Source organism: Streptosporangium oxazolinicum (genome assembly GCF_039537505.1).
Lineage (GTDB): Bacteria > Actinomycetota > Actinomycetes > Streptosporangiales > Streptosporangiaceae > Streptosporangium > Streptosporangium oxazolinicum.
The window spans coordinates 111,115-131,469 of record NZ_BAABAQ010000008.1 but is presented as its reverse complement, the minus strand read 5'-3'; the positions used below and the strand labels follow the sequence as shown (position 1 = coordinate 131,469).

Genomic DNA, 20,355 nt, shown 5'->3' with positions numbered 1-20,355 from the left:
CAACACGGACGGCGCCCGCCATATGGCGGGCGCCGTCCATGTTCTCCGTTCCGCGGGAACCTGGAGTCCCGCGCCGGATCAGCCGCCCTGCTGAGCCTGCAACGTCTCGACGACGCGGATCGCCGTGAGCGCGTCCCGGGGGTCCACCGGGAGCGGGCCGCGACCGGCCAGCGCCTCGGCCAGCATCGCGTAGAACCGCCGGTAGCCGCCGCGCTCGGTCGGTACCGGCCTGTCGTCCTCGTCGCGCCCGAGCCGCCCGTAGGACTCGGCCCGCTCCACGCCGAAGCCCTCGTCCAGGGGGGACATCCCGGCCGCGAGCTGCGACTCCTGCGGGTCCAGACCCCACTTGGTGTACGCGGACGCCGAACCGAGCACCCGGAAGCGGAATCCGCGCCGCGCGACGAGGCTGCTCATCCCCAGGTGTGACCGGACGCCCGAGGTGTGGGTGAGGGCGATGAAGCTGTCGTCGTCGTTGACGGCGTTCGCCCCGCGACGGTCCAGCTCTCCGTACACCTCCTCGACCGGCCCGAACAGTCGTACGGCCTGGTCGATGAGGTGGGAGCCCAGGTCGTAGGCGATGCCGCCGCCGTCGCGGCCGGTGGTGCCGCTCTTCCAGGCCGGCCGGGGCCGGGGGTTGAGCCATTCGAACCGGGACTCGAAGCGCCGTACCTCCCCGAGCGTGCCCTCCTCGACGAGCCGCTGGACGGTGAGGAAGTCGCCGTCCCACCGCCGGTTCTGGAACACGGTCAGGGCCGCCCCCCGGCTGTCCGCGAGTGCGATGAGCCGCTCCGCGTCGGCGGACCTGACGGCCAGCGGCTTGTCGACCACGGTCGCCAGGCCCAGCTCCAGCGTCCGCTCCGCGAGTTCGACGTGGCTCGGGGTCGGGGAGGCGATCACCACGAGGTCGTACTCGTCCGTCGCGAGCAGGTGCTCGACACTGGGGAGGACACGGACGCCGGGGTAGCGTTCGGTCGCGGCCCGCGCCCTCTCCCGATCGCCGGTGACGATGCCGCGCAGGGCGTACGCGGGGTCGGCGCTGATCAGCGGCGCGTGGAAGACGCTGCCCGCCAGGCCGTATCCCACGATCGCGGTACGGATCGGTGCGGAGGTCGCCGGATCGGCGCTTCCGGATGTCATCGAATCGGCCGTACTTTCTGGTGTCATGGGATCGGCACGCCCGCCGGCCCGCCGACGAGACGGCCCACCTCGCCGCCCACCGGGGTCCCGGTCCTGGCGGCGAAGCTCGCCACGATCCGCTGGCAGTCGAGGATGTCGGCCCTCCCGGCGTCCAGCCCCGACCGGGGCTCGATCCCCTCGCGGACCATCGCGTGGAACGCCTCCAGCTGGGTCTCGAACGCCTCGGTCACACTACGGCGCTGCACCCTGCGCTCCGCGTCGCCGTCGAGGGAGGTGACGACGAGTTCCGTCGGCGCGTGCAGGAGGTACGGGGAGGGGAAGGTCAGCTCCACCGTGCCCCGGCCGTGCACCACCCGTACCATCTCCCGGTAGGCCGGGAAGTCGGGCAGGTAGTGCCAGGAGAGGCCGAACCGGCCGCCACCGGCGAGGGTGCCCGTGGCGGAGATCGACGGGGGGTGCTCGCCGAAGGACTTCCTGTCGCGCCCCACGTCCCGCCGGGCGTACCGGGAACTCTGCCGCCAGATGTCGGCGAAGTCCACGGTGGCGGGCGGCGAGCCGAAGCTCCTCATGATCGACAGGTCGTGCGCGAGGCTGCTGACCAGCGCGCCGCGGTAGGTGCGCCACAGCGCCTCGTCGGCGTCGCCCACCGCGGTACGCCACAGCGCGAGGTCCTCGGCGTCGGCCTCGGCCTGTACGTGCGGCGGTGGCGGCCCGCTCGGCCCGACCAGCCGGGCGAGGGCCAGCTGGGAGGCTCCGGTGGGATGCAGCACGCTCGCCTCGATGCTGCGGACGTCGTCGACGTCCTCCAGCAGTCTCGCCGCCTCGATGACCGCGGGGTCGTACTGCTTCATGTAGCCGAGCAGGATCGCCGGGTGCCCGAGGTCGGGTTCGGCGGCGATCAGGTCGTCCACCTCGGCCGTGGTGTAGGCGAGCGGCTTCTCGCAGAACACCGGCAGCCGCCGGGCGAAGGCGGCGCGGACCGCCGAGGTGTGCGACCCCCGGGAGAGGATCATCACGGCGTCGAGACCGCCCGCGTCGAGCAGGTCGTCGAAATGGGAGAACCGCCGGGATTGGGGGATGCCGTACCGTCGGCCCATGGCGTCGGTGACCTCGGGGGAGAGGTCACAGATACCGGCGACGGTGTACAGCTCCGGCCGCTTCGCCAGGAGCGGCAGGTGGACCGCCTGGGCGACCGCACCGAGCCCGAGGATCCCCAGACGGATGGGTGAGGGGGACACGCCGTTGACCTTTCAGCTCGTCGTTTCGCCGGTCCGGAACCCAGCGGCCCGAAACCCAGCGGCCGGGGATCCACCGCTCAGGGATTCGTCACTCAGGGATCCCCTGATCGGAGACCCGCTGTCCAGAGACCCGCCGCTGTGGGACTCGCCGCCCAGGGGCCCGCTGTCCTCGAACCCGAAGGGCATCCGCAGCGCGGACTTGACGTTGTCTCCCCGCTGCATCGCGGAGAACGCCTCCTCCCACCGCTCGATGGCGTAGACCCCGCCCAGGATCAGCTCCGGACGGAACTTGCCCTGGCTGAACAGGCGCAGCACGTTCTCCCAGGTGTTCCAGGTGTGCGAGTAGCACCCGTAGAGCGTCACGGCCTTCTTGACCAGCGGGTCCAGGGTGAAGCCGAGGGGCTGCGGCCCCCAGCCCACCTTCGCGATCGCCCCGGCGGGGCGGACGAGCTCCATGCTCTGCCTCAGCGCGGCGCTCACTCCGGTCGCGTCGACCACGAGGTCCGCGCCGAGCCCGTCGTGCAGCCCCGAGACCACCTCGGCCGGGTCCTGCCGGGAGATGTCGACGACGTGGTCGGCGCCGAGTCGCTTGGCTTTCTCCAGCCGGTGGGTGTCGATCTCGGTACCGAGCACGACCGTCGTGGCGGCACCGCGGAGGATCGCCATCTGGAGGGCGAGGATCCCGATCGTCCCGGCCCCCTGGACGACCACCAGGTCACCGGGGCTCACCGGCGCGCGCTCCACCACCGCGTTGTACGCGACCGCGTAGGGCTCGGTCATCGACGCGGTCTCGAAGCTGACGTTGTCCGGAATCCTGTGCAGCACGCGGGGCTCGGCCACCACGTACTCGGCCATCGCGCCGTCGCGCTTGAGCCCGTAGCCCTCGCGCCACGGGCACAGGTTGTAGCGTCCGCTGCGGCACAGGCCGCACACGCCGCAGATCGACGCGGCGGTCTCGCACACCACGCGATCTCCGACGGACCAGCCGGTCACGCCGTCACCGACGGCGGCGACGACACCGGCGGACTCGTGCCCGAGGGTGATCGGCAACACGCCCTTGGAACTCTTGCTCTGCGTGTTGTGCCACATGTGGATGTCGGATCCACACACGCCGACCGTGTGTACCCGGACGAGGACCGTTCCCGGCCCGGCCACCGGCTCGGGAACGTCGCGCACCTCCAGCGCGCCGTCGGCGTCCGCGTACTTGACCAACGCTTTCAACAGCGTTCCTCCAGCTCGTAGTTTTCTCGACCGAGCGGGGGCTTCCGGAGCACCCGGGACGAGCTCCCAGGGTGCGGCGGGTTCAAGAAATGCTCGCTCCACACCAACAGTAGTTCAGAATCCGCTCAAAGTCTGTATGCTATCTCCCATACTTTGGTGCTAACGTATCGATTCACCTGCTGAGTCGGTGAGGAGCGGACGTGAGGATCGCAGCGTTCCCAAAGGGCTACCTCGAAGAGATGGTGGTCCGGCGCACCAAGTCCGTCTTCGAGTGGATCGACGAGGCCCGCACGCTCGGTGTCGAGGGACTCGAACTCCACACCGGCTTCTTCTGGTCCACCGCCGAGGACGAGATCCGGCGGATCGGCGACGCCCTCGCGGACGCCGGATTCCAGATGCCGATGATGTGCGCCTCCCCCGACTTCACCCACCCCGACCCCGAGGTACGCGCGCGGGAGATCGACCGTCAGGCCGAGTTCGTCCGCGTCACCGCCGCGCTCGGCGGCCCGGGAGCCACCTGCCGCGTGCTCAGCGGGCAGGCCTACCCGCAGGTTCCCGTCGAGCAGGGCGTCCAATGGGCGGCCGAGGCGATCGAGTCCCTCCTCCCGCTCGCCGCCGAGCTGGGGGTCACCCTCGCCATCGAGAACCACTACAAGGCCACCACCTGGACGTATCCGGAGCTGGCGCAGTCGCCCGACGTCTTCCTCTCGCTGGTCGACAGCATCACCGACCGCGTCAACTTCGGGGTGCAGTACGACCCCTCCAACGCGATCGTCGCGGGTGTCGACTCGGCCGAGTTCCTGCGGCGCGTGGTCGACCGGGTGGTCACCATGCAGGCGTCCGACCGCTATCTGCAGGCCGGTACGACCCTGGAGGACCTGCGCCAGGCGGACGGCACCATCGGATACTCACCGGCCCTCAAGCACGGCGTCATCGGGCAGGGCCTCAACGACTACGACCGCATCTTCCCGATCCTGGTGGAGGCCGGTTACGACGGCTGGATCAGCATCGAGGACGGGGTCAACGGCCTCGACGAGCTGCGCGCCTCGGCCGACTTCCTGCGCATGGCGCGCGACCGCTGGTTCGGCGGATCGACGGCGGTCCGGGTGCGCAGCCACGACGTCGCCAGGAACGCGGCCGGGCACAGCGGCTGAACCACCGGCCGTACGCCCGCGTACGGCGCCGAACCGCCGGGCCCGCGCGCCCGATGAGGAACACCCGGAACCAGAGCCGGGGAACACCCCAAGCAGGAGGAACACGACATGAGCCCATCGATCCGAGGTCTGCGGCGATCCGATCTGACTCATGGCATCGTGCAGGTCTCGCTCGATCTGAAGACCCTCGACGACGCGCTGCGGATGGCCGCGATCGCGGTCGAGGCCGGTGCCGACTGGCTGGAGATCGGCACCCCGCTGGTGATGGCGGAGGGCCTCCGCGCCGTACGCACCCTCCGCGAGGAGTATCCGGACCATCCGCTGGTGGCCGACCTGAAGGTCATGGACGGCGGCTACGGCGAGACCCGCATGTTCGCCGAGGCCGGAGCGGACGCCGTGGTCGTGATGGGCCGCGCCCACGACGCGACGGTACAGCGCGTCTGCGAGGCGGGCGAGGAGTTCGGCGTCCTGGTGATGGGCGACGACATGGGAGCCGACGACCGGGTGGCCGAGGCGAAGCGGCTGGAGGACCTCGGGGTCGGCATGGTCATCCACCACATCGGCCACGACCACCGCAACATGCACCGGGAGCTCAAGCTGTCCCCGCTCACGGACCTGCCCGGCATCGTCGCCGCGACGACCGTCCCGGTGCAGGCGGTCGGGGGGCTCTCCATCGACCAGGCGGTCGGCTGCCCGGCCATCGGCGCGGGCGTCGTGGTCTTCGGCGCCCCCCTGGCCATCGACGACGAGACGTCGTTCACCATCCCGGAACGCGACCTGCCCCGGATCCTCGGAGACGCGATCGCCCGCGTGCACGCCACCCCGGTCAGCACGTGACCACCCCGGACGAACGACAAGCAGGTCAACACACGACCGCACGCCCGGACACCGGGACAAGCGCCTCAGACGCCGGGACAAGCGCCCCGTACACCGGGAACCCCGTCGCCTTCCTACGCCTGCACCACGCCACCTTCACCATGCCGGTCGGCGAGGAGGACCGCGCCCGCGCCTTCTACGGCGGCGTGCTCGGCATGACGGAGGTGCCCAAGCCGGCGACCATGCGGCCGGTCGGCTGCTGGTTCGGCACCGGCGGCGTGGAGATCCACGGGTTGCCCGACGAGGACTTCCGGCCGAACCGGCTCGGCCACCCGGCGATCCTGGTCGACGACCTGGACGCGCTCGCCGCCCGGCTGGCCGGGCACGGCGCCGTCGTCGAGACCGACGACCGCTTCCCCGGACATCGCCGTTTCCACACCTACGACTGCTTCGGCAACCAGCTCGAATTCCTGCAGGCCGATCCCTGAGCGGAGCCGCCCCCAGGTGAAGGAGATCCCATGTCAACCCGCCCCGTAACGCTGTTCACCGCGCAGTGGGCAGACCTGCCCTTCGAGGAGGTGGCCCGGCTGGCCTCCGAGTGGGGGTTCGACGGCCTGGAGATCGCCTGCAAGTCACAGCACCTGGACGTGGACCGGGCGCTTGAGGACGAGGGCTATCTCGACTCCCGGCGGGAGATCCTGGACCGCTACGGACTCGGCGTCTGGGCCCTGTCGAACCACGCGCAGGGCCAGGTCGTCTGCGACGACCCGCTCGACTTCCGCCACCAGGCGATCGTCGGCTCGCGCACCTGGGGGGACGGCGACCCGGACGGGGTCCGCGCCCGCGCCTCCGAGCAGGTCAAGAAGACCGCCATCCTGGCGCGCAAGCTCGGCGCCTCGGTGGTCACCGGGTTCACCGGGTCGAAGATCTGGCGGTACGTCGCGATGTACCCACCGGTGTCCCAGGAGGTGATCGACGACGGCTACGCCGACTTCGCCGCCCGCTGGAACCCGATCATGGATGTCTTCGACGGGGAAGGGGTGCGGTTCGCCCTGGAGGTCCACCCGAGCGAGATCGCCTACGACTACTGGACGACGGCGCGGACCCTGGAGGCCATCGACCGCCGGGACGCCTTCGGGATCAACTGGGATCCGAGCCACATGATGTGGCAGGACATCAACCCCGCCAACTTCATCGTCGACTTCGCCGACCGGATCTACCACGTCGACTGCAAGGACACCCGGATCCGCGCGAAGGACGGCCGGGCGGGGCGGCTCGGCTCCCACCTCCCCTGGGGAGACCCCCGGCGCGGCTGGGACTTCGTCTCCGCGGGCCACGGCGACGTCCCCTTCGAGGACGCCTTCCGCGCCCTGGAGTCGATCGGGTACGCCGGGCCGATATCCATCGAGTGGGAGGACGCGGGGATGAGCCGGATGCACGGAGCGCCGAGGGCGCTCGCGCTCGTGCGGTCGCTGCTCTGGGAGCAGCCCCACGCCCGCTTCGACACGGCCTTCACCCAGACCTGAGGCGCTGGAACGACCTGAGGCGCTGGAACCCCAACCGGGCCCGGCTGGATCCCAGCCGGGCCCGACGTGCTGGGATCCCGCCCGGGGCCGACGCCCGGGAAGAGACGGAAAGACGAAGAAAAGGCATGGCCCCGGCCGGGACCATGCCTCCCGGCCGGGGCCACGCTTCGAGCGGCACCGGCTACGGCTTGAGAACCACCAGCTTGTGGTGCAGCAGCTCGTGGACCGCGTACCTCACGCCCTCGGTGCCCTGCCCGGAGTCCTTGACCCCGCCGTACGGCATGTGGTCGGCGCGGTAGGACGGGGGCATGTTCACCAGCACGCTGCCCGCCTGCGCGCGAGCCGCGTACTCCATGGCCTCGCCGAGGTCACCGGTGTAGATCGACGAGTTGAGCGCGTACGCGGAGGAGTTCACACCGCGGATCGCCTCGTCCAGGTCGTCGACGACGAGCACGCTCGCGACGGGGCCGAACGCCTCCTCACAGACCAGCGCGCTGTCAGGATCGACCTCGGCCAGCAGGGTGGGCTCCAGCACCCCGCCGACCACCTCGCCGCCCGCGAGCAGCCGCGCGCCACCGGCCACCGCGGCGTCGATCGAGCGTTTCAGACCCTCCGTCGCCTCGGTGGTGACGAGCGGCCCGACCACGGTGGCGTCGTCGCGCGGATCGCCGTACCTCACCGCCCCGAACGCCTCGCCCAGCAGGGTGACGAACCGGTCGGCCACCCCGCGGGTCACGTACACCCGCTGCAGCGAGACGCAGGCCTGGCCCGAGTTGGCCAGGGCGGAGGTCACCGCGTCGGCGGCGGCACGCTCCAGGTCGGCGTTGCCGGTGACGACCATCGCGGTGTTGGACCCCAGCTCCAGCACGTGCAGCTTGCGCGGTGACCTCGCCTTGAGGTCCCAGCCCACCCGGCTCGATCCGGTGAAGCTGATCACCGCGACCCGGGGGTCGTCGATCCACGGCTCCACGACGTCGGCGGGTGTGCCGGTCACTAGGTTGAGCCACCCGGCGGGAAGGCCCGCCTCCGCGAACACCTCCACCAGCAGGCCCGCGACCAGCACCGCCTTGTCGGACGGCTTGAGCACCACGGCACACCCCGCCGCGAGTGCCGGAGCGACCTTGTGCAGCACCAGGTTGAGCGGGAAGTTGAACGGGGTGACGGCCGCGGCGATGCCGCGCGCCTCGGGCACCGTCAGCGCGATGGTGCCCGCGCCCGACTCGACGGCGTCCAGCGGGACCGTCTCACCGGTGAGCCGCCTGGTCTCCTCCGCCGCCCAGCCGAGCGTCTGCACCGCGCGGCCCACCTCGCCGCGCGCCGCGGTGATCGGCTTCCCGGTCTCCGCCGTGATGGACCGGGCGAACTCCTCGCCGCGTTCCTCGACGAGCCGTGCGGCGGTCGCCAGCACGCGGGCGCGTTCCGGCACGGGCAGCCCCCGCGCCATGGCCCGCTCGGCCGCGTCGACGGCGCGGACGGCGTGCTCGCCCCGGCCCTCCGCGACCGTGCCGATCCGCTCGCCCGTCCAGCGGTCCCGGACCGGACGCGAGCCCGCGCCCTCGACCCAGGCCCCGTCGATGTACAGCGACTGGTCGCGACTCACCACGCTCCGGCTCCCGCCCGCGTCTCCGACGCCGATGTGTTCCGCTGTGTTCCTCATGGCGCCGACCTCCGGCCGGATACCCGGTGCCGACGCGTTCGTCACGGTTCCGGCTCCCGCTCCGGCCCCCGCCCGCGTCTCCGGTGCCGACGCGTTCGTCACGGCCCCCGCTCCGGCTCCCGACCGGATCTCCGGTGCCGACGTGTTCTCCATCGTGCTAGCTCCCGCCCGGGTCCGCGGGGCCGGCGTGTTCCCCGGTCCTCGCGAGGTCCTCGACGTGCCCGCGTACCGCCTCGGTGAACGCGGTCGTCGAGGCCCGCCCGCCCAGGTCGCGGGTGCGGGTCCCTCCCGCCAGCGCGGCCTCGAAGGCCGCCACCAGGTGCGCGGCGGCGGCGGGATGTCCCAGGGCGTCGAGCATCATCGCCCCGCTCCAGATCTGGCCGACGGGATTGGCCACGCCCTGCCCGGCGATGTCGGGTGCCGACCCGTGGACGGGTTCGAACATCGACGGGTGGCGGCCCTCGGGATTCAGGTTGGCGCTGGGCGCGACCCCGATGGATCCGGTGATCGCACCGGCCAGGTCGGAGAGGATGTCGCCGAACAGGTTGGACGCCACGATCACGTCGTACCGGGCCGGGTGCAGCACCAGGCTCGCGGCGAGCGCGTCGATGAGCTCGCTGCGCAGCTCGACCTCGGGGAAGTCGGCGAGCGCCTCCCTGACGACCTCGTCCCAGAACGGCATCGTGTGCACGATCCCGTTGCTCTTGGTGGCCGAGGTGAGGCGCCCGCCCCGGCTCGCGGCGAGCCGCGCGGCGTACCGCGCCACCCGCTCCACACCGCGCCGGGTGAACACCGCCTCCTGCACCGCGAACTCCTCGGGCAGGCCGCGGTACATCCGCCCGCCGATCTCCGAGTACTCGCCCTCGTTGTTCTCGCGGACGACGACCAGGTCGATCGGGCCGGAGTCGGCGAGGGGCGGGCGCACGCCCGGCAGGGTCCTCACCGGCCGGAGGTTGACGTACTGCTCGAAGCGGCGGCGGATCGGGATCAGCAGGCCCCACAGGGTCTCCACGTCCGGGATGTCCGGGACTCCGACCGCGCCGAGGAAGATGGCGTCATGCTCGGCCAGGATGTCCAGACCGTCGACCGGGAGCATCCGGCCGTGGGCACGGTAGTGGTCGGAGCCCCAGTCCAGGTGGTGCCAGTCGAGGTCGAGCCCGTGCAGACCGGCCACCAGGTCGAGGCAGTCGATGGCGGCCGGCATCACCTCCTGGCCGATGCCGTCGCCCGCGATGACCGCGACCCGATGACGGCTCACACCGCTCACACCACTCGCGCCGCTCATGAGGCGGCACCCGCGATGACCGCATCCAAGTGACGGCTCGTACCACTCACACCGTTCACGAGGCGGCGTCCGCGGTGGAGCCGATGTCCTGCGGGGTGGCGGTGACCGTCACCACGTCCACGTCCTGCTGTTCGAGCACCTGCCTCTGCTCCTCGGAGATGCCGTCGTCGATGATGATCCGGTCGATGACCTCCCAGTCACAGATCTTCACCATCGCCGAGGCGTAGAACTTGGAGGAGTCCGCGAGCAGCACCACCCGCTCCGCGACCTCGATCAGCGCGCGCTTGGTGATGGCGTCGAAACCGTTGCCGCAGAAGGCGCCCCGCTCCCCGATGCCACTCGCGGCGAGGAAGAACGTCTCCACCCTGAGGTTGGAGATGGCCGCGAGGGCGGCCGGTCCGTCGAAGGACAGCGACTCCGGGTGCAGCAGGCCGCCCAGGCACATCACCTCCGTGCCGGTACGGCCGATCAGGCTGGACACCACGGGGAAGGAGTGGGTGACGACCGTCACGTTGCGGTCCGGTGGCAGCAGCTCGGCCACCTGGTGACCCGTCGTCCCGGCGTCGATGGCCACCACCGAGCCGATGCCCACCATGCCGATCGCCTTGAGGGCGATGGCCCGCTTGGCGTCGGCCATCTTCATGTCCCGCAGGCGGTAGTCGCTGCCCTCCATCTCCTGCTTGGACAGCGAGCCGACACCGCCGCGGAAGGCCCGTACCTTGCCCTGCTCGGCGAGCCGCAGCACGTCGCGCCGGATCGTCATCTCGGAGACGGCGAAGGCGTTCGACAGCTCCGTGATCGTGCAGTACCCCTGCTCGGAGATGAACTGCACCAGCCGCTCGCGGCGCTCCGGTGCCGAGGTGTATCTGAAGTTCTCCTCGGTCATCTCCGTACCCCCTCCGCTTCCGCGTCCGATCCCGGAGCCTGGAGGGCCTGGCCTCGCGGGCCCCTTGACCGCGAGGACTCGGCCACGATGGCGGTCAGCGCGCGCAGCCTGTCCACCGATCGCTGGGACAGCGCGCCGAACGTGTCGGGGTCGGCGACGGTGTCCCCCCAGATGGCGCGCCCGGCGAGGAAACCCTCGGCACCGCCGAGGCACGCCTCCCGGACGCCCGGCGCGAAGTCGGGCCGGTCGACGCCGTTGGACAGCACCACCCAGGGGACGGGGACGATGGCGGACATGCGTTCGGCGTGCTCCCTGACGCGTGAGACGTCCCCGGGCAGGTAGCCGGGCAGCTCCGCCTTGTAGATCGTCCCGCCGAGGGTCGAGACCTCGCGCGCCGCCTGGAGGATCGCCTCGTGGCGGGCGTCGGGGCCGTCCCACTCCCCGCCGATCGCGGGCCGTACGACGGCCTCCACCAGGCTCGGCACCCCGGCGGCGCGGGCGACGTCCAGGAACGACAGGACCAGCCGTGTCCTCTCCTCCCCGCCCTCGTCCGGCCGCCAGATGACCAGGAGTTTCACCGCGGCGGCTCCGACCCGCCGGACGAACTCGGGGGTGACGGCGGGGTCGAGGGTCGTGGTGATCACCCCCTGCCCCCGTGGCTGGTCCAGGACGTCCGCGGCGAGGATCAGGCTCTTCGAGGGGGCGAGGCCGGCGGGCCGGGCGTCGGTGACCGCGTAGGGGCGGTCGAGCAGGACCGCGGAGGCCAGCGGTGACAGCACCCGTGTCGCCATGTCTTTGAAACGGCGCAGCGAGTCGTCACCGACCTCGTCGCCGTCCACGAGCGGGAACATCTGGCGCAGTGACTCCCGCTGGTCCAGCGCGAGCATGGCGAAACCGCCCTCGGCCGACCTCAGCGGCGCCACCAGCTCGTCTATCGCTTGACCATCCGGGGCCACACGGTTCCCAGACATCTCTCTCCGTTCACCTGTATTCATCAATCCGCGATGCGGGTCGCATCGTGGATAGGTATTTTCCGGTCTCGGCGGCGTCGGGGATGCCGCTTCTGCCGTCGAGGGAACGACAGGAAAGCGCCGCCACCACGTTGGCCCGCCAGGCCGCCTCCACCGGGGACATGCCCTCGACCAGCCCCGCGAGCAGGGCGCCGTGGAAGACGTCGCCCGCTCCCATGGTGGACACCGGGTCGACGACCACCGGCGGGACGCGCACGGCCCGGCCGTCCACGAGCACCTGGCATCCGTCGCCACCCTCGGTCGCCACCACCTGGCGGGCACCCGCCGAGGCGGCGGCCCGCAGGCTTCCGGGCACGTCCTCGGCCGGGAAGGCGTCACGCAACGCGCCGACGGTCGGCGCGTACAGTGTGACGTCTTCGAGGTCGAGCCCGGGGATCGGATTGCCGCCGTCGACGCTCAGCGAGGCCGCGTCCGTCTCGCCCCGCAGCGCGGCCCGCGCGCTGCCGTATCCGGTCTGGTCGACGTGCAGCCACCGGGAGGCGCGTACCGGTACGGAACCGGGATCGGGGGGCACCGAGGGCGACGTGACGATGGACCGGGAACCGGACGCGCGGGACACCACGATCATGCTCTGCGGCGTCCGTACGCCGGGGCGCGTCCGCAGCCAGCGGGTGTCGACGCCCTCCTCGTCCAGGAGACGTCGGCTGAGCTCTCCGGCGGCGTCGTCGCCGACCACACCGCAGAAACCGACCGAGGCGCCCAGCCGGGCGAGGGTGACCGCCGCGGTCGCGGCGGGACCGCCCCCGGCGACCACGAAGGGCTCGCCGAGCACGCGGTCGTCTTCGGCGGGCATGCGCTCGACCATGGCGATCGTGTCAACGGTGACAACTCCGACGCAGATGACATCCAATGTCATTTCCCGCGCCCCTACTTTACCGCTCCGGCCGTGAGGCCGGTGACCAGATATCGCTGCAGGACCAGGAATCCGGCGACGATCGGCACGCTCACGACAAGGGCCGCGGCCATGACCTGGTTCCAGTAGACATTCGTCTCGGTGGCGTAGCTCTGCATGCCGACCGAGAGGGTGCGGGTGGCGCTGTTGGTCAGCTGCGAGGCGAAAAGGATTTCCCCCCAGCCGGTCATGAAGGAATAGACGGCGACCGCGATGATTCCCGGTCGCGCGGCGGGCAGGATGACCCGGAAAAGCGCGCCGAGTGCCGTGGTGCCGTCCACCTTCGCGGCCTCGTCGAGGGCGCGCGGTATGCCGTCCATATAGCTGGCCAGCATCCAGATGGAGAATGGCAGGGTGAACGTCAGGTAGGTGACGATCAGCCCGATCCTGGTCTGGTAGAGAAACGGGATCCCGAGGCTTCTGTCGATGTTGACGAAAATGATGAACAACGGCAGCAGGAAGAGCACGCCGGGAAACATCTGCGTCGACAGGACGACCCCGGAGAAGGCGCCCCTGCCGCGGAACCGGTAGCGCGAGATGGCGTACGACGCGAAGATCGCGATGACGACGCTGAACAGTGTCGCGACGCTGGTGACCAGCAGGCTGTTCACGAAGTAGTCGGCCAGCGGAACGGTCGTCCACATGTCGACGAAGGGGTCGAACGTCAGGTTCGTCGGCCACCACTGGAACTCACCCTGCACGTCCCGCAGCGGCTTGAGCGACGACGTGACCATCACATAGAGCGGGACGGCCGTGAACACGGCGAGGGGGACCAGCACCACCCAGCGGAAAACGCGGAACGACAGTTGCTCACGCATCGCGGTTCACTCTCCTGTTCCACAGGGCCCACAGACTGGCGACGACGACGAGGAAGAGCATCAGCAGCACCGACATCGCCGAACCCAGGCCGAAGTTCCAGGTGATGAACGAGCTCGAATAGATGTGCACGGTCAGCAGGTCCGCGGATTCCGGCGGGGTCGGCCCGAACAGCACGTACGGGGTGTTGAACTCGCGGAACGTCCACAGGAACAGCAGCAGTAGCAGGACGGCGTTGATGGGGCGCATCATGCGCAGCGTGATGTGGCGGACCTGCTGCCAGGTGCTCGCCCCGTCGATCGCGGCGGCCTGGTAGAGCTCCTCGGGAATCACCTGCATACCGGCCATCGACATCAGGAACGCGAAGGGCCACTGCTGCCAGATCGACACCACCACGACAGAGACGAACGCGTTGCCGCCGATGAGCCAGAACGGCCGTTCGTTCGCGAGGTGCAGACCGTCGACGAGCAGCTGGTTGAGCAGCCCGTTGTCCCGCTGGAGGATGAACTTCCAGATGATGATGCCCGCGTAGGCGGGCAGCGCGTACGGGATGAGGAACAGGGTGCGCAGGAAACCCCGGCCGCGTCCCAGGCGGTGCAGCACGAGCGCCGCCGACATCCCGAAGACGAACGAGATGCCGACGACGAGCACCGTGAAGCCGAGGGTGATGCCGAAGGACCGCAGCAGTTGCCAGCCGAGCGGGCCGGAGAAGTCCAGCGCGACGCCGTAGTTGCCCGCACCGGCGAACGGCGCCGCCGACCAGTTGGTGATGTAGAGCTGGGTGAGCTGGATGAAGCTCATGAAGATCCCGACGACCATCGGGATGACGTGGACGAGCAGTTCGAACGCGACCGCCGGGAGGATCAGCAGGTAGGGCGCGGCCTGCGCCCAGCTGAACCTTCTCGTGCGCTGCGGCTGGTCGGTGTCCGGCTCCTGCTCGCCCGGTGGCCCCTGCGCGGAGCTCCTGGGGAACGTCACTGCCATTTCGTTCTCCTCGGGTGACATCGTCCCGGGTGCTGGGCTGACGTGGGACGATGCCAACCCGTGGTTCGGTGGGTGCTGTCAGTTCTGTCGGTTGTGCCGGAGTCTGTCGTGCCGGACGGGACTCAGCTGGCGCCCATCTTCTGCTGGGCCTGCTCCAGCGCGGCCTTGATCTCGGCGTCACCGATGGTGGCCCCGGTCGCCGCCTTCGCGATGAGCCCGACGACCTCGCCACCCACGTTGGCCTGGAACGCCTGGATCCCCGGGATGAGCGGCAACGGCTTCGCCTGCTCGGCCAGGATCTTCGTGAAGGCGTCCAGCTTCTCCTGGTCGTCGGTGAACGCGGCGGACGCGCCCTTGACCGCGGGCTGGGTGGTGTACGCCTTGTTGAGGATCTGCTGTTCCTCGTCGCTGGTCATGAACTTCACGAACTGCAGCGCGGCGTCGAGGTGCTTGGTGTTCTTGAAGACGGAGAGGTTGGTCCCCGCGACGAAGCTTGAGATCTTGGTGCCGCTCGCGGGCGCCGGGATCGGCACGATGCCGTACTGGTCGGGCTCCATGCCGTTCTGCTTTAGGACGTTGATCCCGGAGGTCTGCGCCATGTACATGGCCGCGTCGCCCCGGGCGAAGTCTCCGGCGGCCTGCGCGGAGTCGGTGTACTGCGCGGCGCTCGGGTTCACGACGTGGTGCTTGCCGATCAGGTCGACGTACTGCTTGACGCCGTTGATCATCCCGGGGGAGGTGAAGGACGGCTTGCCCGCCTGGTCGAAGGCCGAGCCGCCGTACTGCTCACTGAAGATGTAGGAGAAGTGCATGCTCACGTTGACGGTGCCGCCGGGGATGACGATGCCGTACTTCTTCTTCGCGGGGTCGGTCAGCTTCTGGGCGGCCGAGACCAGCTCCTCCCAGGTCGTGGGGGGCTGCAACCCGGCGTCGGCGAAGGTCTTCTTGTTGTAGTACAGCGCGTACACCTGGCTGTACAGCGGGATCGAGGTGGGGGCCGCTCCGGGCGGGCCCGCCGTGGCGAAGGCGCTCTCGACGAAGCGGTCCTTGCCGCCGATCTTCTGCAGCGCGGCGTCGTCGAAGGGGTGGAAGGCACCGGTCGACTGGAACGTCGTCGCGTTGGTGTTCCCGATGTTGAGGACATCGGGCCCCTGCCCGCTCACCGCCGCGGCGAGGGTGTTGTTGGTGAGGTCGCTCCACGGAACGACCTCCAGGTTGACCTTGATCCCGGTCTGCTGGGTGAACTTGGCCAGCTCCGGCGTCAGGATCTCCTTGTCGTTCTCCAGGCTCGCACCCTGGTTGCTCGCCCAGTACGTAAGTGTGACGGGGGCATCACCGGAACCGGTCGTACTGTCCGATTCGGAACTTCCACCGGAACAGGCGGTCAGGGCGACGGCAAGAAGTAGTGCGGAGACACCAGCTGCGAGGGGTTGGGACTTCATCGCGCCGCTCCTGATGAGAAATGGCAAGCGGGGGGCTTACCTTGCCTTTGAGTGTTGCCATTTGAACATCAGGTTACAGTTGGTGTCAATAGAACATCTTTTGAGATCTATCTATCACTATCGGGTCGGCTGATGACCGTCCTGTTCCAAGACGAGCACCTGTTGCGCGAAGCTGTCACGACCGGGAACACCGGACACGTGCCGGGACGAGGGTCGGGACCGGAGGCAGGAGGCAGGAGGCAGGAGGCAGGAACGCGGCCCGGGAGTCGCGGACGACATCAGACGACGTCAGACGACGCGGGCGGAACCGGGATCACGGCCGGGATCACGACCGGACTCAGGGATCGCGGCCGGAGTCGATCGCGTCCAGCGCGGCGGGCGAAGGTTTCACCCCTCCGACACGTGCCCGGCGTGCGAAAGCGAGAAGGGCCTTACCGGAACGGGGCCATCAAGATCATGATCACGGATCCTCTCCGCCGGACCATGACGCCGTCGAGGTGGGCGGGACCGGGACGAACAAGGCCGGATCGGAGCCGACGGGGACGGTCAGAGCCGCCCGACGACGCCGAGGATGCCGGCCTTGGTGAAGTCGGCGGTGACCTCCTTGCCTTCGGGCCGCCACGCCTCCACGGGAACGACCCCGGGCTCCAGCAGTTCGGATCCCCTCATCAGCTCGGCCAACCGTTCCGGGCCACGCGAGGTGAGCGCTCCGGCGCTGGTCGAACGGTAGACCTCCTGTCCGGCCTCGTACGAGTCGGGGCTGACGTCGGCCGCGAAGGCGTGCGTGATGACCAGGTAGCTACCCGGGACAAGCCGTTCGCGTATCACGGCCATGATGCGGGTGACCAGATCCTCGTCCGGGATGAAGTGCAGCATCGAGATCATCAACACGGCGACGGGCCGGGTGAAGTCGAGGGCGCCCTCGATCTGCGGGTGCGCCAGGAGCCTCTCGGGTTCTCGCATGTCCGCCTGGACGACCGAGGTGAAGACGTTGTCCTCCAGGAGCGCGCGACCGTGCACCATGACGATGGGGTCGTTGTCGACGTAGACGACCCGGCTCTCCGGCGCGACGCGATGGACGACCTGGTGCACGTTGTCCTGCGTCGGCAGCCCCGACCCGATGTCGAGGAACTGCCGCACGCCTTGACGCGCGAGAAGCTCGACGACTCGTGACAGGAACGCCCGGTTGTCCCGGGCTATCCGCCGGATGTCGGGCACTATCCGCACGATCTGTTCGGCGGCCTCGCGGTCGGAGGCGAAGTTGTCCTTGCCTCCGAGGTAGTAGTCGTACATTCGAGCAACGCTCGGGATGCTTGGATCGACACCTGCCGGAACACGGTTTTGCTCGGTCATGCCCTCACCACCGCCCCTCGTCTTCAGGGAATGATAGGGGGAACCCGCGAGATTGTGGATCTTTACCGTCGGATACCGGCTTTTCGGATCTTCATAACTGGCCTGTGGCAGAATGTGATGGATGCGTTTCCATGCTGACCTGCACATTCACTCGAAATACGCTCGGGCCTGCAGCAGAGACAGCGACCTGGAGCACCTGACGTGGTGGGCGCGGCGCAAGGGCGTCGCGCTGATGGGCACCGGTGATTTCACCCATCCGACGTGGTTCGAGCACTTACGCGAGAATCTCGTGCCCGCGGAGCCGGGGCTGTTCCGGCTGCGTGAGGAGATCGACCTGGAGGCCCTCGGGCCGCCGCCCGCCGGGGTGGCCCCCGGCCAGGTGCGGTTCATGCTGTCCACGGAGATCTCCACGATCTACCGGCGCGGCGAACGCACCCGCAAGATCCACCACCTGGTCTACATGCCGGGCTTCGACGAGGCCGCGGCGTTCAACGCCAGGCTCGACCGGATCGGCAACCTGAGCGCGGACGGGCGGCCCATCCTCGGCATGGACTCCCGCGCCCTGCTGGAGGTCACCCTGAGCAGCGGCGACGGCGCCTATCTGGTCCCCGCCCACGTCTGGACGCCGTGGTTCGGCGTCTTCGGTTCGAAGTCCGGGTTCGACACGATCGAGGAGTGCTACGGCGAGCTCTCCGAGCACATCTTCGCGCTGGAGACCGGGCTGTCCAGCGACCCGGCCATGAACTGGCGGGTCTCCGCCCTCGACCGGTACCGGCTGGTCAGCCACTCCGACGCCCACTCGCCGCCCATGGTCGGCCGCGAGACCACGGTGTTCGAGACCGACCTCGACTACTTCGCCGTCCTGCGGGCGCTCCAGACCGGGACCGGGTACGCGGGAACGACCGAGTTCTTCCCCGAGGAGGGCAAGTACCACCTCGACGGGCACCGCGGGTGCGACATCCGGACGAACCCCGAGGAGACGCGCGGGCGCGACGGGATCTGCCCCGTGTGCGGGAAGCCGCTCACGGTGGGCGTGCTGAGCCGGGTCCGGGATCTGGCCGACCGGCCTGACGGCTTCCGGCCGGAGGGCGTCGCGGGCTTCCGCAGCCTCGTACCGCTGCCGGAGATCGTGGGCGAGATCCTCGACGTGGGGTCGAAGAGCAAGAAGGTCCTCAAGGAGGTCGACAGGCTCACCGCCGCCCTGGGTCCCGAACTGAGGATCCTGGAGGACGTGCCGGTCGGCGACATCGCGGCCCACTCACCGCCGCTCGCGAAGGCCGTCGAACGGCTGCGCCGCGGCGAGGTGATCCGGGAACCGGGGTACGACGGCACGTACGGCGTGATCCGGCTCTTCGAACCGGGCGAGCTGGAACGCGCGAACGAGGAGACCACCCCGACACTCTTCTAGACCCCGCCTTCCTCACCGGTCCCGCTTCCAGGGCCGGTTCCAGACCCCGCCTTCAGGGCCGGTTCCAGGCCCTGCCGACCGCGGCCTCCCGGGCTCCGTTCATCGAAGCGCGCTCATCCTGGCGAGGGCTGCGGCGAAGAAGGAGCGTGGGGCCTGCGCGGCCACGACGAACGCGTCCGCCGCGGTGCCCACGTCGGTGAGGCGGGGCATCAGGGCGACGCTCAACCCGGCCTCCCCCAGCCTCCGCAGCTGGACCTCGCCGGTGGTCGGCTCCGACATCGGGACGCCGAGCAGGAGGGCGGGGTCGGGAGCGCGCAGCCCGAGCAGCCAGAACCCGCCGTCCGCCGCCGGGCCGAACACCGCGTCGTAGGCGCTGAACATGGACAGGGCGTAGGCCAGCATGTCCGGGGTGACCTGCGGGGTGTCCGTGCCGATCAGTACGACGGGCACGGGCAGGAGCCGGTGGGCGTCGTCGAAGGCCGCGGCGAGCCGCTCGTCCGGCCCGTCCCCGCGCTGCGGCAGCACCGTGAACCCGTGGGGAAGCCAGGGCCCCGGGGCGCCGTCGAGCGCGAGCACGCGCCGGGCGACCGGGACGCGGGCGACCGCGCGCAACGTGTCCTCAAGGGCGGCGGCGGCCAGCGCGGCGGCCTCATGCGCGGTGAAGGGCGGGATCAGCCGGGTCTTGACCTCCCCGGGCACCGGTTCCCTGGCGATCACCACGACCTGTCCCCCGGGCGGCCCGCCCTGGGACGGTACGTGCCGCGACGGCTCCCCCCAGGGCCGCCGGTTCCTGGACATGTCGCCATGGAGTATCTCGTCCCGGGAAAGCTCCTCCCGGGTGTGAGGAAACGGACCGGCGCCGTACCGCCCGTTCCCGGCGCGGCTCATGCGTCCGCTCGATCGGCCACGACCCGGCGTATCAGAGCCGCCTCCCCGTCCGGGCGGGGCGGCACCACGTCGATCTTCATCGTTCGACGTTAAGGCCGGTGGACGGGCTCCCCCTGGAGAGAAGGTGGCGTGCTTCCAAGAAATGACCGGTTCAGGCCCACGGTTAGAGAATATTCGGGAATCCGGGAGACGGACGGGGGCAGGTACGCCCGCTCGCGACGACCGCGAACCGCGATCGCTCTCTCCCCCGGAGCCCCGTCGTGCGGACGACGGCCGAATTCAGGCGGCGCCCACACGACAGGGCCGGGTCACACTCGGGGCAGCGCCCCTACATGCTCTCCGTGAACGTCCGGGAGCTGCTCTCATTGCTCTGGTAGCTCTGGTAGCCCGGACCCCACGTCCAGGTCTCCGTACGATCACCCTTCCTGACGGTCACCTTCCCGAAGAGGGAGCATTCGCTCGCCACCGCGGGCTGGGGCGGGATGAGGGCGGCGGACGCGGCCGGCGCGGCGAGCGTCACCGTGGAGGCGACGAGGACGGCGATGGCGATGGCGGTACAGCGGGCAACGGACATGGGTTCTCCCATGACGTGCGGATGATTCGACGGAGATATCGCCTTTT

At 69.9% G+C, this 20,355-nt stretch carries 19 protein-coding genes; 5 read left to right on the top strand and 14 right to left on the bottom strand.

Annotation, left to right across the window (positions count from 1 at the left end):
- Nucleotides 1-78: 78 nt before the first annotated feature.
- Genes ABD817_RS21995 through ABD817_RS21985 form a run of 3 tightly spaced genes read right to left on the bottom strand, consistent with a single transcriptional unit; the run spans nucleotide 79 to nucleotide 3,596 of the window.
- Complete coding sequence (locus ABD817_RS21995; RefSeq protein WP_344919956.1) at nucleotides 79-1,137, bottom strand: Gfo/Idh/MocA family protein; 1,059 nt, start codon at nucleotides 1,135-1,137, stop codon at nucleotides 79-81.
- A gap of 23 nt (nucleotides 1,138-1,160) precedes the next feature.
- Nucleotides 1,161-2,375 carry a Gfo/Idh/MocA family protein gene (locus tag ABD817_RS21990; RefSeq protein ID WP_344919955.1) on the bottom strand — a complete coding sequence of 405 codons (1,215 nt, stop codon included), beginning with the start codon at nucleotides 2,373-2,375 and terminating at the stop codon, nucleotides 1,161-1,163.
- A 12-nt stretch (nucleotides 2,376-2,387) separates the two neighbouring features.
- Complete coding sequence (locus tag ABD817_RS21985; protein WP_344919954.1) at nucleotides 2,388-3,596, bottom strand: zinc-binding dehydrogenase; 1,209 nt, start codon at nucleotides 3,594-3,596, stop codon at nucleotides 2,388-2,390.
- 200 nt (nucleotides 3,597-3,796) lie between these two features.
- On the opposite strand from ABD817_RS21985, the gene ABD817_RS21980 reads away from it, so the two are divergent.
- The 4 genes from ABD817_RS21980 to ABD817_RS21965 all read left to right on the top strand — a co-directional run bounded on the left by ABD817_RS21980 (nucleotide 3,797) and on the right by ABD817_RS21965 (nucleotide 7,092).
- Nucleotides 3,797-4,750, top strand: coding sequence for a sugar phosphate isomerase/epimerase family protein (locus ABD817_RS21980; protein WP_344919953.1), 954 nt, complete (start codon nucleotides 3,797-3,799; stop codon nucleotides 4,748-4,750).
- A 108-nt stretch (nucleotides 4,751-4,858) separates the two neighbouring features.
- Nucleotides 4,859-5,587: an orotidine 5'-phosphate decarboxylase / HUMPS family protein gene (locus tag ABD817_RS21975; protein WP_344919952.1), complete on the top strand. Its 729-nt coding sequence runs from the start codon at nucleotides 4,859-4,861 to the stop codon at nucleotides 5,585-5,587.
- Entirely contained in the window at nucleotides 5,584-6,054 is a 471-nt protein-coding gene (locus ABD817_RS21970; protein WP_344919951.1) for a VOC family protein, read from the top strand. The genes ABD817_RS21975 and ABD817_RS21970 overlap by 4 nt, the downstream gene beginning before the upstream one ends.
- Before the next feature lie 30 nt (nucleotides 6,055-6,084).
- Nucleotides 6,085-7,092, top strand: a complete 1,008-nt coding sequence (locus ABD817_RS21965) for a sugar phosphate isomerase/epimerase family protein (protein ID WP_344919950.1) — start codon at nucleotides 6,085-6,087, stop codon at nucleotides 7,090-7,092.
- Nucleotides 7,093-7,273: 181 nt separating this feature from the next.
- On the opposite strand, the gene ABD817_RS21960 is transcribed toward ABD817_RS21965, so the two are convergent.
- The 9 genes from ABD817_RS21960 to ABD817_RS21920 all read right to left on the bottom strand — a co-directional run bounded on the left by ABD817_RS21960 (nucleotide 7,274) and on the right by ABD817_RS21920 (nucleotide 17,438).
- Nucleotides 7,274-8,749 carry an aldehyde dehydrogenase family protein gene (locus ABD817_RS21960; protein WP_344919949.1) on the bottom strand — a complete coding sequence of 492 codons (1,476 nt, stop codon included), beginning with the start codon at nucleotides 8,747-8,749 and terminating at the stop codon, nucleotides 7,274-7,276.
- A gap of 157 nt (nucleotides 8,750-8,906) precedes the next feature.
- Complete coding sequence (locus ABD817_RS21955) at nucleotides 8,907-10,007, bottom strand: tartrate dehydrogenase (protein WP_344919948.1); 1,101 nt, start codon at nucleotides 10,005-10,007, stop codon at nucleotides 8,907-8,909.
- Nucleotides 10,008-10,089: 82 nt separating this feature from the next.
- A complete protein-coding gene (locus ABD817_RS21950) occupies nucleotides 10,090-10,920 on the bottom strand; it encodes a DeoR/GlpR family DNA-binding transcription regulator (protein WP_344919947.1) in 831 nt (276 codons plus the stop codon).
- Entirely contained in the window at nucleotides 10,917-11,891 is a 975-nt protein-coding gene (locus ABD817_RS21945) for a hypothetical protein (RefSeq protein ID WP_344919946.1), read from the bottom strand. The genes ABD817_RS21950 and ABD817_RS21945 overlap by 4 nt, the downstream gene beginning before the upstream one ends.
- 10 nt (nucleotides 11,892-11,901) lie before the next feature.
- Nucleotides 11,902-12,807 carry a carbohydrate kinase family protein gene (locus ABD817_RS21940; RefSeq protein ID WP_344919945.1) on the bottom strand — a complete coding sequence of 302 codons (906 nt, stop codon included), beginning with the start codon at nucleotides 12,805-12,807 and terminating at the stop codon, nucleotides 11,902-11,904.
- A gap of 11 nt (nucleotides 12,808-12,818) precedes the next feature.
- Complete coding sequence (locus tag ABD817_RS21935; RefSeq protein WP_344919944.1) at nucleotides 12,819-13,661, bottom strand: carbohydrate ABC transporter permease; 843 nt, start codon at nucleotides 13,659-13,661, stop codon at nucleotides 12,819-12,821.
- A complete protein-coding gene (locus tag ABD817_RS21930) occupies nucleotides 13,654-14,643 on the bottom strand; it encodes a carbohydrate ABC transporter permease (RefSeq protein ID WP_344919943.1) in 990 nt (329 codons plus the stop codon). The genes ABD817_RS21935 and ABD817_RS21930 overlap by 8 nt, the downstream gene beginning before the upstream one ends.
- A 122-nt stretch (nucleotides 14,644-14,765) precedes the next feature.
- Nucleotides 14,766-16,085 (bottom strand): ABC transporter substrate-binding protein, encoded by a 1,320-nt coding sequence (locus tag ABD817_RS21925; protein ID WP_344919942.1) that lies wholly within the window; start codon nucleotides 16,083-16,085, stop codon nucleotides 14,766-14,768.
- Nucleotides 16,086-16,631: 546 nt separating this feature from the next.
- Entirely contained in the window at nucleotides 16,632-17,438 is an 807-nt protein-coding gene (locus ABD817_RS21920; protein ID WP_344919941.1) for an SAM-dependent methyltransferase, read from the bottom strand.
- A 121-nt stretch (nucleotides 17,439-17,559) separates the two neighbouring features.
- Here ABD817_RS21920 and ABD817_RS21915 point away from each other — a divergent pair, with 121 nt between their 5' ends.
- On the top strand, nucleotides 17,560-18,846 hold the full coding sequence (locus tag ABD817_RS21915) for an endonuclease Q family protein (RefSeq protein WP_344919940.1): 1,287 nt from the start codon (nucleotides 17,560-17,562) through the stop codon (nucleotides 18,844-18,846).
- A 99-nt stretch (nucleotides 18,847-18,945) separates the two neighbouring features.
- On the opposite strand, the gene ABD817_RS21910 is transcribed toward ABD817_RS21915, so the two are convergent.
- On the bottom strand, nucleotides 18,946-19,644 hold the full coding sequence (locus ABD817_RS21910) for a TIGR04282 family arsenosugar biosynthesis glycosyltransferase (protein ID WP_344919939.1): 699 nt from the start codon (nucleotides 19,642-19,644) through the stop codon (nucleotides 18,946-18,948).
- A 418-nt stretch (nucleotides 19,645-20,062) separates the two neighbouring features.
- Nucleotides 20,063-20,308, bottom strand: coding sequence for a hypothetical protein (locus ABD817_RS21905; RefSeq protein WP_344919938.1), 246 nt, complete (start codon nucleotides 20,306-20,308; stop codon nucleotides 20,063-20,065).
- Between the last annotated feature and the right edge of the window lie 47 nt (nucleotides 20,309-20,355).